The organism is Singulisphaera chitinilytica (assembly GCF_049331405.1).
Lineage (GTDB): Bacteria > Planctomycetota > Planctomycetia > Isosphaerales > Isosphaeraceae > PoT.
In genome coordinates, this window is sequence record NZ_CP186274.1 from 3606155 (window position 1) to 3619330 (window position 13176).

10 protein-coding genes are annotated in these 13176 nt (G+C 66.0%); 7 read left to right on the plus strand and 3 right to left on the minus strand.

Annotated elements, in window-relative coordinates; all coding sequences use genetic code 11:
* Nucleotides 1–79: 79 nt before the first annotated feature.
* The 3 genes from ACOYYX_RS14550 to ACOYYX_RS14560 all read left to right on the plus strand — a co-directional run bounded on the left by ACOYYX_RS14550 (nt 80) and on the right by ACOYYX_RS14560 (nt 5094).
* Nucleotides 80–1333: an SGNH/GDSL hydrolase family protein gene (locus ACOYYX_RS14550; protein ID WP_422930627.1), complete on the plus strand. Its 1254-nt coding sequence runs from the start codon at nt 80–82 to the stop codon at nt 1331–1333.
* On the plus strand, nt 1333–4770 hold the full coding sequence (locus ACOYYX_RS14555; RefSeq protein WP_422930628.1) for a PVC-type heme-binding CxxCH protein: 3438 nt from the start codon (nt 1333–1335) through the stop codon (nt 4768–4770). The genes ACOYYX_RS14550 and ACOYYX_RS14555 overlap by 1 nt, the downstream gene beginning before the upstream one ends.
* Before the next feature lie 153 nt (nt 4771–4923).
* Complete coding sequence (locus tag ACOYYX_RS14560) at nt 4924–5094, plus strand: hypothetical protein (RefSeq protein WP_422930629.1); 171 nt, start codon at nt 4924–4926, stop codon at nt 5092–5094.
* Nucleotides 5095–5197: 103 nt separating this feature from the next.
* On the opposite strand, the gene ACOYYX_RS14565 is transcribed toward ACOYYX_RS14560, so the two are convergent.
* Nucleotides 5198–7936, minus strand: coding sequence for a hypothetical protein (locus tag ACOYYX_RS14565; RefSeq protein WP_422930630.1), 2739 nt, complete (start codon nt 7934–7936; stop codon nt 5198–5200).
* Nucleotides 7937–8383: 447 nt separating this feature from the next.
* Between ACOYYX_RS14565 and ACOYYX_RS14570 the strand changes: the two genes are divergently transcribed.
* Entirely contained in the window at nt 8384–9733 is a 1350-nt protein-coding gene (locus ACOYYX_RS14570) for an MFS transporter (protein WP_422930631.1), read from the plus strand.
* Nucleotides 9734–9740: 7 nt separating this feature from the next.
* Here the strand turns inward: ACOYYX_RS14570 and ACOYYX_RS14575 are convergent, their stop codons facing one another.
* On the minus strand, nt 9741–10691 hold the full coding sequence (locus ACOYYX_RS14575; RefSeq protein ID WP_422930632.1) for a 6-phosphogluconolactonase: 951 nt from the start codon (nt 10689–10691) through the stop codon (nt 9741–9743).
* Between the two features lie 246 nt (nt 10692–10937).
* On the minus strand, nt 10938–11255 hold the full coding sequence (gene nirD / locus ACOYYX_RS14580; RefSeq protein ID WP_422930633.1) for a nitrite reductase small subunit NirD: 318 nt from the start codon (nt 11253–11255) through the stop codon (nt 10938–10940).
* Nucleotides 11256–11383: 128 nt separating this feature from the next.
* Between nirD and ACOYYX_RS14585 the strand changes: the two genes are divergently transcribed.
* The 3 genes from ACOYYX_RS14585 (at nt 11384) to ACOYYX_RS14595 (ending at nt 13121) form a co-directional block, all read left to right on the plus strand.
* Nucleotides 11384–12235 carry a hypothetical protein gene (locus ACOYYX_RS14585; protein ID WP_422930634.1) on the plus strand — a complete coding sequence of 284 codons (852 nt, stop codon included), beginning with the start codon at nt 11384–11386 and terminating at the stop codon, nt 12233–12235.
* Nucleotides 12216–12836 (plus strand): TIGR00730 family Rossman fold protein, encoded by a 621-nt coding sequence (locus ACOYYX_RS14590; RefSeq protein WP_422930635.1) that lies wholly within the window; start codon nt 12216–12218, stop codon nt 12834–12836. The genes ACOYYX_RS14585 and ACOYYX_RS14590 overlap by 20 nt, the downstream gene beginning before the upstream one ends.
* A 138-nt stretch (nt 12837–12974) precedes the next feature.
* On the plus strand, nt 12975–13121 hold the full coding sequence (locus ACOYYX_RS14595; protein ID WP_422930636.1) for a hypothetical protein: 147 nt from the start codon (nt 12975–12977) through the stop codon (nt 13119–13121).
* Nucleotides 13122–13176: the final 55 nt, after the last annotated feature.

Below are 13176 nucleotides of genomic sequence, written 5' to 3' on the forward strand. Positions count from 1 at the left end.
TTCAATGCAACGTTCGGACTTGCCACGACGCACGCCTGGTCCTGGCACGGGACGGCGTCCGCTGCTTCGGAGTGAACTCGTGAAACATGCTTCCCTCGTGGCCCTGGGGCTCCTGGGCCTCATCCTCGTCCCGCCGATTCGAGCGGCCTCGCCCGGCAAGCTCGAGCTGAAGGACGGCGATCGGGTCGTCCTGATCGGCGATACCTTCATCGAACGCGATCAGAAATACGGCTACCTCGAGACGCTGCTGACGCTCCGGAACCCGGGCAAGCGGATCGTCTTCCGGAACCTCGGCTGGAGCGGCGACAGCGTCTTCGGCGACGCCCGCGCGGGCTTCGGGACCCGGGCCGACGGCTTCAAGCAGCTCCGGGATCACGTCCTGGGCCTCAAGCCGACCGTGATCATCGTCGGCTACGGGATGTCCGACTCGTTCTCGGGTCCGAAGGGGGTCGACGCGTTCGTCGCCGGCCTGGACACGCTGATGGGCGTTTTCGAGGAGACCAAGGCGAAGGTGGTCGTGCTGTCGCCGCTCGGCCACGAAGACCTCGGTCGGCCCCTGCCGAATCCTTCCTCGCACGTCGCTAACCTCGACAAGTACGCGGCGGCCATCGCCGACGCGGCCAGGAAGCGAGGGCTCCTATACGTCGACCTGCTCCACGAGAAGGATCTCTGGAACTACTCGAGCGAGACCCGTTCCCAGAAGCCCCCGCTTACCGACAACGGTATCCATCTCACGGCTCCCGGCGCCTGGACGGTCAGCAACATCCTGGCTTCTGAGCTTCAACCCGCCGCCAGCCCCTGGGTCGTCGAGCTGAAGGCCGACGGGACCCTGGCCCGCGCCGAGGGGACGAAGATCCTCAAGACTCAGGCGGCCTCCAATGGGCTCATCTTCCAGACCCAGGACGCGACGCTCCCTACGCCGCCCGCCCCGAAGGGGACGCGAGCCCCGGCCGAAGGGCAGGGAACGGCACGAACCTTGAAGGTCGTGGGCCTGCCGGAGGGGATGTACTCGCTCACGATCGACGGCAAGCCGGTCCTGAAGGCGAATGCCGAGGCCCTGAGGAACCTGACCCTGAACCAGGGGCCGGAATTCGCCCAGGTCGAGGCCCTGCGTACCCTGATCAACGAGAAGAACCTGCTGTACTTCCACAGGTGGCGGCCCCAGAACGAGACGTATCTCTTCGGCTTCCGCAAGCACGAGCAAGGGAACAACGCCAGGGAAATCCCGCTCTTCGACCCCCTCGTCGAGGAGAAGGAGCGGGAGATCCTGTCACTGAGCCTGCCTGCGACGCACGTTTATGAGCTGATCCGCGAAAGTGAGGTGGGCAAGTGATGAATCGTAAGCAAGCCTCGACGCTGGTCGCATGGGGGTTCCTCGCCCTCTGCCCCTCGCTCTTCGCCCAGCGGGAGCTGGCGAATATCCCTGACCCGGATCCCGAACTCGAGCGTCGATCGTTCCAGGTGGCCGAGGGCTTCGAGGTCAACCTGTTCGCGGCCGACCCGATCCTCGCCAAGCCGATCCAGATGAACTTCGACCCGGCCGGTCGACTCTGGATCGTCAGCTCCGAGGTCTATCCCCAGATCAAGCCGGGCCAGACCGCCAACGACAAGGTCCTGATCCTCGAGGACAAGGACGGCGACGGCCGCGCCGACAGCACGAGCGTCTTCGCCGACGGGCTCCTGATCCCCACCGGCATCGAGCCGGGAGACGGCGGGGCCTACGTCGCGAACAGCACCGAGCTGCTGCACTTCTCCGACACCGACAAGGACGGCAAGGCGGATAGCCGCCGGGTGATGCTCTCGGGCTTCGGCACCGAGGACACGCACCACATCCTCCACACTCTGCGCTGGGGCTTCGATGGCCAGCTCTACTTCAACCAGTCAATCTATATCCACAGCCACATCGAGACCCCGCACGGCACGAAGCGACTCGGGGGCGGCGGGATCTGGGAGTTCCGGCCCGAGACGATGGAGCTCGACGTCTTCATCAAGGGGCTCGTGAACCCCTGGGGCCACCACTTCGACCGCTGGGGCCAGTCGTTCGCCACCGACGGCGCCGGGGGCGAGGGGATCAACTACTGCCTGCCTGGGGCCTACTACGTCACCGCCCCCAACGCCCCCCGGATCCTCAAAGGTTTGAACCCCGGCAGCCCGAAGTACTGCGGCGAGGAAGTCGTCAACGGGCGTCACCTCCCCGACTCGTGGCAGGGGAACATCATCACGAATGACTTCCGCGGCAATCGCGTCTGCCGGTTCGTGATCAGCGACGACGGCGCGGGCTTCGCCGCCCGCGAGCAGGGCGAGGTCATCAAGACCAGCCACGTCGCCTTCCGCCCGATCGACGTGAAGGTCGGCCCCGACGGCGCGATCTACATCGCCGACTGGTACAACCCGATCATCCAGCACGGTGAGGTCGACTTCCGCGACCCCCGCCGCGACCACACCCGCGGCCGGATCTGGCGCGTCACCGCCAAGGGCCGACCCCTGGTGACTCGCCCCAAGCTCGTCGACGCCTCGACCGAGCAACTCCTCGCCGCCCTCAAGGAGCCCGAGGACTGGACCCGGCACCACGCCAAACGCGTCCTCAAGGAGCGCGGCGCGTCCGTCCTACCGGCCCTGGCCGCCTGGGTGAAGGCTCTCGACCCCAAGGATGGTGCCCAGGCCCACCAGCGGCTCGAGGCCCTCTGGACCTACCAGTCGCTCGATGTCGTCGAGCCCGACTTGCTCAAGGACCTCCTCCGCGACGCCGATCCCCGGATCCGCGCGGCCGCGACGCGAGTCCTGGCCCACTGGCTCCAGCGCGTCTCGGATCCGCTGGATCTCCTCGCCGCCCAGGTCGTGGACGATCATCCTCGGGTCCGGCTGGAAGGCGTCCGTGCCCTGGCTCGGATCCCGAATCCCCGCGCGGCCGAGATCGCGATGCGGGCCCTCGATCTGCCCGTGGACCGCTTCCTCGACTACGCGCTTTATCTGACGGCCCGCGAGCTCGAGCCGGTCTGGTTGCCGGAAGTGCAGGCCGGCCGCTTCGACTTCGGCGGCCACTCGTCGCACCTCGTCTTCGCCCTGCGTGCAGTCGGGAGCCCGGCGGTCGTCAAGCCGCTGGCTCAGGCCCTCGAGGCGGGGAAGATCCCCAAGGACAACCAGGACTCGGCCCTGACCGTCATCGCCTCGCTCGGCGAGCCGAAAGATCTCGCGATGGTCTTCGACCTGGCTCTGAACTCCGACAAGACCCAGGGTCCGCGGCAGGCGGCCTTGCTCGGCGCCCTCCTCAAGGCGACCCAGCAGCGCAAGGTGCGGCCCGAAGGGGATCTCAACCGCGTCGGCAAGTGGCTCGATGGTGACGACCAAGGCCTCAAGGCCATCGCCGCCAGGGCCGCGGGCCTCTGGCAGGTCAAGGCCCTCCGTCCCAAGGTCGTGAGCCTGGCCACCGCCGAAGCGACCCCCGACGCCGTCCGCCGCGAGGCGATCGACGCCCTCGTCGCCTACAAGGACCCCGAGTCGCTCCAGACCCTTTCCCGCCTGGCCGCCCAGACCGACGCTCCTCGCACGCAGTTGCTGGCGATCGGCGCCCTGGCCTCGGTCGATATCAAGGCGGGGGCAACCCAGGCCGTCGGAGCCCTCTCCCACACCAAGAATGCGAACGCAGTCTCGGATCTGGTCGGCCGCATCCTCCAATTGAAGGAGGGTTCCTCGGCGTTGGTGGCCGCCCTCTCCGGCAAGACCCTGCCGCCCGACGCGGCCAAGCTTGCCGTCAGGGCCGCGAGGAACACCGGCAAGGATGAGACGCCTTTGATTGAGGCCCTCTCCAAGGCCGGAGGCCTCTCGTCCCAGCCGCAGCCCTTGACCACCGACGAACTGGCGAAGCTCGTGGGCGAGGTTCGTCGCGACGGCAACGCCGCTCGCGGCGAGGCTATCTTCCGCAGGCAAGAGCAGGCGTGCCTCAAGTGCCACGCCATCGCGGGTGCGGGCGGTCAGGTCGGCCCGAGCCTGGAGAGCGTCGGGGCGAGTGCCCAGGTCGATTACCTCATCGACTCCTTGCTCCTACCGAACAAAGCGGTCAAGGAGAACTACCACTCGGCAATCGTCGCCACCTCCGACGGCAAGGTGATCTCGGGCATCAAGGTCCGGCAGACCGACCGCGTGCTCATCCTGCGCGACGCCGAGGACCAGGAGATCGAGATCCCCCTCGACACGATCGACGAGCAGAAGAACGGCGGTTCCTTGATGCCGACCGGCCTCACGGAGTCGCTGACCCACGCCGAGTTCGTCGACCTCGTCCGGTTCCTCTCGGAACTCGGCAAGATCGGGCCTTACTCCGTGGGCAAGACCCGGGTCGCCCGTCGCTGGCGTGTCGCCCAGGCGACGCCCGAGGCCGCCTCTGTCATTCAGAAGGGGGACCTCGACGCCGCGATCAAGTCGGGCTCATCCCTCACCTGGAACCCGGCCTACAGCCTTGTCTCGGGGACCCTCCCGCTCGACGCCTTCCAGCCTGTGGCCGGGAAGTCGGGCAAGGTCGGCCTGGCGAGCACCGTCCTGGACGTCTCCACCGCCGGCTCGGTCAAGATCGGCCTGAACTCGCCCGCCAACCTGACCCTCTGGGTCGATGGCAACAAGGTCGAGCCCAAGACCGATGCTCTGATAGAACTCTCTGCCGGGCTCCACACGTTCACCGTCCTGGTGGATCTGGAGCACCGTCAGAACGGCGTCCAGTTCACGCTGGATGAGGTCGCGGACTCCAAGGCTCGTGCCCAGTGGGTCGTCGGCAAGTAATCGACCTCGCTATCCATGAAAGACTTCGAGGGCATCTCCCGCGACTCGCGTCGTGGGAGATGCCCTCGTTCTTTTGCGCCTGTAAAATGGGGGACGGCGACCGATCACCGCCACTCCCCATCCAAAGCACGGCCATCAATCGGGAGGAGTCTCATGACCAACCAGGGTCCCGACCGCGACGAGCGGGAGGATCGGCCGGGCACGACACCGCCCCGGGCGGCCTGTCCCGTCTGCGGAAGTCCCGTCATGGAGATCCGGGGCAAGCTCCAGTGCACGCGATGCCGGACGATCTGCGAGACCTGCTGCGAGGGGGGCCGGACCTGATACGGAGCTGATCACGAAAAAAGGCTCGTCCTCAACGAATCGCTGGGCGGCGTTTCGATGAGAGCGAGCCTCGTCGATCACTTCATGTCCTCAACGTCGTCGATCAGGGGACGTTGAAGATGTACCCCTTGTTGTCGGACGCGGCGATGGCGAGTTGCTTGCCGTCGGGGCTCCAGGCGATGCCGTAGGCCATGGTGTTGGGGGCGATCTTCTGGTTGAAGACGGCCTTGGCACCGTCGACGTCCCAGACGAACAGGTTCCCGCCATAGCCGATGGAGGCGAGCCGCTTGCCATCGGGGCTGAAGGCGAGCGAGTAGACGTCGTCGGGGTGGCCGTCGAGCTTGGCGATCTCCTTGCCGTCGGCGACGTTCCAGAGGCGGATCGTCTTGTCGACGGAGCCGGAGGCGAGCTTGGTCCCGTCGCTGCGGAACGCCACGCAGTAGATGGCAGCTCCATGCCCCACGCTCTTACGCAGTTCCTTGCCGTCGGCCGGGTTCCAGAACTTCACGAGCTTGTCGTCGCCCCCGGTGACGAGCAGGTCCCCCTTGGGGCTGTAGGCCACGCAGTAGACGACGTTCTCGTGGGCCTTCTCGATGGCCCGGACCTGGGCACCCTTCTCGATATCCCAGATGCGGGCCGATTTGTCGGCCGCCCCGGTCGCGGCCTGCTTGCCATCGGGCGCCCAGGCGACGCTGTAGACCTGGCCCTGATGACCGGCAAGGTCTTTCAGGGCTCCGACCGGCTCGAGCATCCAGAGCTTGAGCGACTTGTCCTCGGAGGCCGTCACGAACGTCGCGTTGTCGGGCAGGATCGCCACGGCGGAAATCGCCCCGGCGTGGCCGGCCAGCGTCTGCCGCAAGGCCTTGGCGGGGTCGGTCTGCGTGAGGTCGAAGATTTGCGCCTTCTGGTCGGCGACCCCCGCGATCAGGAAGCGGTTGTCGGCCGAGGTCGCCAGCGAGAGGACCACGTCGGCCTGGGCGGGATAGGTCAGGATCAGGTTCCCATCATTCACGTTCCAGGACTTGATCGTCTTGTCGGCCGAGGCCGAGAAGATGCGGTTGCCGTCCTTGGTCACGGCCACGGCCTTGACCGCGTCGGCGTGCCCGGCGAAGTTGCGAATCAGGTTCCCCGTGTTCGTGTCGAACGCCTTGAGGGTCTTGTCGGCCGAGGCCGTGTAGACCTGCGAGCCGTTCGGATGCACGGTCACGCCGAAGACAGGGCCCTGGTGTCCCGCGAAGACCCTCACCGCGCTCGACTTCCAGATCCGGGCCTTGTTGTCGGCTCCGACCGAGACGATCGAGGCGTTGTCGGGCAGGAGGGCCACACCCGAGACCGCCGCTCCGTGGGCCGTCGATTGCTGGAGTTCGAGGCCGGTGGCGAGATCCCAGAAGCGGATCGTATTGTCGGCGGCACCGCTCGCGGCCCGATTGCCGTCGTTCGACACGAAGACGGAATTCACCGGACCGGCGTGGCCGGAGAGCGTTGAGACGTTCTTGGCATCCGCGATCGTCCAAAGCTTGACCGTCTTGTCGGCCGAGCCGCTCACGAGCTTCGAGCCGTCCCGGCTCACGTTGAGCGAGAGGACTGCATCGCCGTGGCCGGCGAAGTCGCGGACCGGCTTGCCCTGGTTGATGTCCCAGAGCTTGATCGTCTTGTCGGCTGACGCGGAGACGAGCAGGTTCCCGTCGTTCGGTAGGAACTCGAGGGCATGGACCTTGGCACCGTGGCCGGGCATGCCCTTGATGACCTTGCCGTCTGCGACGTTGATGACGTGAATCTGGTTGTCGGCCACCGCCGCCGCGACCTGCGCCCCGTCGGCCCGGAACCCGATGGCGCTGATTGCGGAGGGCAGGGGATCGGCCTTCTTGATCTCGGCTCCGTCGGCCGCGTTGAGGATCCGCACGAGGTTGTCGGCATACGCCGCGGCGACCTGGCTCCCGTCCGCCTTGTAGGCGAGGGCCACGACGGGCTGATCGGCCGGGGCGAACTCCTTGACGAGGGCCCCATCGGCCGCGTTCCAGGTCCGGATCACCTTGTCGGCGCCGGCCGTCGCGAACTGGGCACCGTTGCCGGCGAGGGCGAAGGCCCCGACCGCCGCCTTGGGGTCGATGACCTTGATGTCGGCGACCGGCAGTTGCCAGAGCCGGGCCAGGCCGTCGGAGCCGGCCGAGATGAGCTGCTGGTTGTTCGGCAGGTAGGCCAGGCCGAGGATCGTGTCGGCAGGGGTCTCGATGATTCCCTGCGGGTTGAAATCGGCCGCGTTCCAGAGTCGGATCGTGCGGCTCTTGTCGCCCGAGGCGAACTGGGCACCGTCGGTACGCCAGGCCGCGCTCTCGATTTCCCCGGCGTGTCCCGGGAGGTCCTTCACCGCGGTCCCCGCCGCGAGGTCCCACACCTTGAGGGCAGGGCCCGTGCCGACGACGGCCTGCTTGCCATCGGGCTTCACGGCCAGAGCGTGGATGCCGGCGAGTTGCCCGGCCAGGTCTTTCAGGGGGCCGCCGCCGGGGATCTGCCAGACCTTGGCGGTCTTGTCCAGGCTACCCGAGAGGATCCGCTTGCCGTCGGGCGAGACCGCGACGGTCAGGACGAGGTTCGAGTGGCCGTCGAACTTCTTGATCTCCTTGCGAGTGGCGGCATCCCAGAGTCGCACCGTGTTGTCGAAGCCCCCGGTCACGAGCCGCTTGCCGTCGGGGCTCCAGGTGATCGCGTAGACGGGGTCGGCGTGGCCGTCGAGGGTCCCCACGAGGCCTGCCGCTTGCTGGGCGACCGCCACGCCCGTCGTGACGAAGGCCGTGGCCAGCAGGGCTGCCATGCGGGGAAATCTGGCGATGACGCGTATCATGGTGCGACTCTCTTCGTCGAGTGGGGTGGAGAGCAGGTCGGCCCGGCATGGTGTGGACCGAGTCCGGACCCGTTCTTTTTTGGAGTCGGTTCGCCCCGCCTCCGGGCGAACGATCTGGCGAGATTACGTCTCGGTGAACATAAGCGGCTTGTTCGCGCGATGCAACCGTTTTCTTCGGCCCGAAATGTCCCGTCAATCCCGGTTTCGAGCGAGGGAGGGCCCTCGTCTGATCGGGCACGAACGCGCCAGATTGTGCAGGGGGAAGCGAGAGCGCCTCGTCCTGAACGCGAGCCATTGCATGGATGAAATCTAATACCTAGGCATGATGATGTGGCCGGGGAAGGCCTCGGCCTTGGCAGCCGGTACCGCATCCTGTACAGTTTTCAACCGGTCGTTGGGCTGCCCGTGCAAACGGCCCACCCCTCCCTTGGAGTCGCAACGAGACTGATGGCCCTTCCCGAAGATGGCACAGAGAAGCGCCTTCCAGACTCGGCCGGCAAACAGGGCGTGACGAATTCGGCGAAGCATGACCCCTACGCCGCGCTTCGCGTCGCGAATTTCCGGAACTATCTCGCCGCGTCGCTGCTCTCGACGATCGGGGCGCAGGTCCGCAACGTCGCGATCGGCTGGGAGCTCTACGAGCGGACCGGATCGGCCTCGGCCCTCGGCTACGTCGGGCTCGTCCAGTTCGTGCCGGTGTTCTTCCTCACGCTCGCCGCGGGGCACGCCGCGGATCGATATAGTCGGAAGAATATGCTTATTTTTTCGCAGGTTCTCATGGGCCTGGCCAGCCTTGGGCTCGCGGTCTCCAGCCGGATGGGGGCGCCCGTCGGGTTCTCTTACTTCTTCCTGCTGTTCGCCGGGCTCGGGCGTGCGTTCAGCGCCCCGGCGCGTTGGGCGCTCCTGCCCGACCTCGCGCCGAAGGAGTTGCTGTCGAGCTCGGTCACCTGGAATACCAGCGGGTTCCAGGTCGCGTCGGTCGTCGGGCCTGCCCTCGGCGGCTTCGCCATCGCGCAGGCGAGGAGTGCCGCACCCGCCTTCCTCTTCGACTTCATCGCGTCGGTCGTGGTCGTCCTCTTGTTAGTCCCCGTCCGCGTGACTCGGAGGACGCATGACGTCGAGCCTGCGACGATCCGGTCGGTCCTGGCGGGCTATGATTTCGTGATCAAGTCCAAGCTGATCCTGGCGACGATCACGCTGGACCTCTTCGCGGTGTTCCTGGGCGGGGCGACGGCGCTGCTGCCGATCTTCGCGAAGGACATCCTCAAGGTCGATGCCGACGGCCTGGGTTGGCTGCGGGCCGCGCCATCGCTCGGGGCCGTGGTCATGGCCCTCTACCTGGCGCATCGGCCCCCGATGAAACAGGCGGGGCGTGCCCTCATGTGGTCGGTGACCGGCTTCGGGCTGGCGACGATCGTCTTCGGCCTCTCGACCAACCCCGTGCTCTCCTTCGCGATGCTGTTCCTGACGGGGGCGTTCGACAACATCAGCGTCGTCGTGCGGGCCACCTTGATCCAGGTCCTGACCCCGGACAGCATGCGCGGGCGGGTCTCGGCGGTGAACGCCATCTTCATCGGCTCGTCGAACGAACTGGGGGGCTTCGAATCCGGCATGACCGCCGAGTTCTTCGGACCCGTGGCGTCGGTCGTCGGGGGCGGAGTCGGGACGTTGCTCGTCGTGCTGATCGTCGACTTCTTCTGGCCCGAGACACGCAGGCTCGGCGAATTGAACCGCGCCGGCAAGCCCCCGGACCCCGCCGTCGAACCGGTGGTCGAGGCGGGGATCCTGTCGGAGTGAACGGAGCTCAGTTCATCTCGGGTTCGAGCGGGCCGGCGAGTCCCCGGTGGAAGAAGAGTCGGCCGGGCAGGGTGGGCATGAACGAGCTGGGGATCCAGGGATCGGGGCCGTAGCGGAGGGTCATCCAGAGGCTCATCCCCTGCCACTGCATGCCGCGGTCGAAGACTCCATCGGCCCCGCCGATGATCCTGTCGGCCTGGAGGAAGAGGCCCGGGCCGATCGTGTTGGCGAAGGCCGGGACGAGGGTCGTCCGGCTCTTGAAGCTGGTCAGGGCGTTCTGCTCGATCGTCAGCGGGTGCAGCTTCGCCCCGATGCGATGCGTCTGGGCCTTCCACTCGTCGACGCTGGCGTATTCGCCGGCGAAGTGCGGCTCCCAGAAGGCGATATGGCAGACCCGGCCGATGCCGAAGATGACGACGAGTTCGGCACCCTCCGCCTTCAGCTCGGCGATCCGCTCGCCGTAATGGGGCAGGCGGTCGGGGGTCGCGAACCAACGCTGATTCGTCGGGACGGTCAAGGAGCCGAGGGGGCCGTAGAAGGCCGACTCCATCGCATTCTGGAACGCGCCCGGATCATTCGAGGCGAGCGTCTTGCCGTCGCGATCGCTCCATTCGTCCATGTTGAAACCATAGACGTGATCGCAAGGGACTTGCCACTCCTTGAGGAAGTATACGGCCCAGCGGTACATCCCCATGGGGCCGACGGGGAGGATGAGCGCGGATTTCTTGCCGTCGCGGCGGGCCTTGGAGATCGTCAGGGCGATCTCGTGGCCGAGGACCACGTCGAAATCGGCCAGGTCCGCGCAGGGGACGGGGTGGAAGTCCTTGTGCCACCAGGGCCGACGCTCGGTGATCGACTCTGCCGGGTGCGAGCAGCAGGCGTCGATCTTGGCGAGGTCCCAACCCTTGGGGAAAAAGCCTTCCATCATCGAGCCGGCCAACGTCGTCAACAGATTCATCTCGGTAACAATTCCTCGAGGATCGGGAGCGGCGTCAGGCCTGTCTCGCGACAGGCGGGGAGCACCCAATCTACTGCCTGGCTCGTCAAGGAGTAAGGGGATGGATCCAGCCGGCTGTTTCCGACAGGGGCAACGCCCGGCTGTGAGAATCCTTTTTCAGCGTCGAAAACGCGAGGGGAGGCGATCAGTGAGGTTTCTGAGGGCAGGCCCTCAGTCCGTGAATCAATCGATTGAGTTTGGATATCCTCAAGAGAGTGAAACCTGGATCTCTTCATCCACAACGCGGACGGTGAAGGTGGTCACGCAGGAACGGAGGCCGTCGAGATGGCGGCCATCCTCGAGGCTGAAGCGCCAGCCGTGCCACATGCAGGTGACCGACTTGTCGAAGACGAGGCCGTCATCGAGCGGCACGCCCTTGTGCGGGCACATGTTGTCGAGGGCGTAATAAGTCCCATCGCAGAGGAAGATGGCAATGGGTTGTCCGTCGACCTCGTAGGGGCGCCCCTGGCCTTCGGGGATCTCTCCGACGCGCGCCACCGTCTGGAAATTCTGGGTATCCGACACTCGACCGTCCTTCGACCCTTTGGCTTGGCGTTGGCTCTTGCGGCGTGTTGCCACGAACCTCATGATAACGGCCGGTGTCGAGAGGGTGAAACCCCAGGTCCAAAGGCTCGGCCGCCAGAGGAGCCCACGTGAGCGAGCCCAGTACGCCCGTCGCCAGGTCGACGACCCCCGAATCGCCCGTGCCCCAGGTCGACGTCGCCGGGACGCCAGTCCCTCCTCCTTCCCCCATGGATGGCAAGGTCCATGACCATACAAGCGGCCTGTCGTCCGACCTCGTCGGCGACGAGGCCCTCGACCGGAGGCTCGCCGAGATCGAGATGATCGGCGAGGAGGCGGCGCTCGGCTGGAAGCCCCAGCCTCATCAGCCGCTCTCGCCCGAGGTCCGCTATCTCCACATCTCCCGGACGATCAATCAACTGATCACCGACCGCAACAGGTCGGTCGGGATCTTCCTCGGTATGGCGTCGATCCTCTTCGCCGCATCGACCGCCTTGATGAACGTGCGGCCGGACGTCGCGCCGATCATCCACCTCGAACTGATCCAGTACTGGTGCCTCCCGATCACGTTCGGCACCCTCGCGGTGATCGGCGCATTCATGTGCCTGATCCTCGTCCGGACCCGCATCGGCCTGATCTACGAGGTCGCCAAGATCAACACGCTGATGGGTGTCCCTTCGGAGCGGGTCAAGCGCGTCAATCCGCTCTCGATCTTCTTCCTGATGTATCTGATGGTTTCACTCCTCGGGGCCTCCTGTGCCGGCCTCACGCTGGGGCTGGTTGCGGGCCGGGTCCGGTTCCACTCCACCGCCGAACTCATCAAATCAGGCGCCAAGGCGGCCCTGGCCCCCGACCCGACCTCGAGGCCGATCCTGCAAGGGGTCATCCTGGCGGTCGTGTACCTCGTGCTCTTCCTCGGGATGTACTACGGCCTGATCCTTCGAGCCACTTCGGAAAAGAAACTTGAAGACAGCAAAAAGTGAGACCCCTTCGATCCTGCCGACGTCCTATGTCTGCGTCTTCTGCGGCAGCCTCTCCGGATCTCGACCTGCTTACGAAGCGGCCGCTCGTTGCGTAGGGACCGCCATCGCCGAGAAAGGTCTCGGCCTCGTCTACGGCGGGGGCCGCGTCGGCCTGATGGGGATCGTCGCCGATGCCGCGCTCGAGGCAGGGGGCCGGGTGATCGGGATCATCCCGGAGCGCCTCTCCTCGTCCGAGATCGCCCACGGCGGCCTTTCCGAACTCCACGTCGTGAACAGCATGCATGAGCGCAAGGCGATGATGGCCATGCTCTCGTCGGGCTTCCTCACCCTGCCGGGGGGCATCGGGACCTTCGAGGAGTTCTTCGAGATCCTGACATGGTCCGCGCTCAAGATCCATGGCAAGCCGATGGGCATCCTCAACGTCGACGGCTACTTCGACCGGCTCTTCGACTTCATGAACTACGGCGTTGAGGAAGGCTTCATCCGCAAACGCGACCGGGAGAAGCTCGTCGTCTCCGACGATCCCGAGAGCCTGATCGCCTACTTCGCGGAGCACGTCAGGCCGCCCCAGAGCGAGCCCGTGCATGTCGAGCGTACCTGAACTGGTGATTTGCAGCGGTTGCGTCGTTTCAACGCCGAGGGGGTCGAAAGTCCGCTTGATTTTTGGGTGGCAAGGCCGCAATAATCGCTGCCTTGCTACGCGCTCGCGTGGAACGAATCCATTGGAAGTTGGTGTGTCATGAAGAGCAAGACCAAGAATCGCAAGAGCTACAAGTGGCGGAAAAAGGCCAATGGTTCGCCGATCGCGAAGGGGCGTCGTCCCAAGCGTCACGGCATCCGCAATGCCAAGAAGCGACGTAAGCACCTCGGCGGCGCGGGGCTCTGAGATAGAGCCTCTGCATGTAGGCCGACGGGCCACGCTGAAATGAACGAACCTCCCG

What these genes read in the sequence shown, in the direction of transcription:
- ACOYYX_RS14555 (WP_422930628.1), top strand. Translation starts at nt 1,333, where the DNA reads ATGAATCGTAAGCAAGCCTCGACGCTGGTCGCATGGGGGTTCCTCGCC.
- ACOYYX_RS14595 (WP_422930636.1), top strand. Translation starts at nt 12,975, where the DNA reads ATGAAGAGCAAGACCAAGAATCGCAAGAGCTACAAGTGGCGGAAAAAG.
- ACOYYX_RS14575 (WP_422930632.1), bottom strand. Translation starts at nt 10,691, where the DNA reads ATGAATCTGTTGACGACGTTGGCCGGCTCGATGATGGAAGGCTTTTTC.
- ACOYYX_RS14560 (WP_422930629.1), top strand. Translation starts at nt 4,924, where the DNA reads ATGACCAACCAGGGTCCCGACCGCGACGAGCGGGAGGATCGGCCGGGC.
- ACOYYX_RS14570 (WP_422930631.1), top strand. Translation starts at nt 8,384, where the DNA reads ATGGCCCTTCCCGAAGATGGCACAGAGAAGCGCCTTCCAGACTCGGCC.
- ACOYYX_RS14565 (WP_422930630.1), bottom strand. Translation starts at nt 7,936, where the DNA reads ATGATACGCGTCATCGCCAGATTTCCCCGCATGGCAGCCCTGCTGGCC.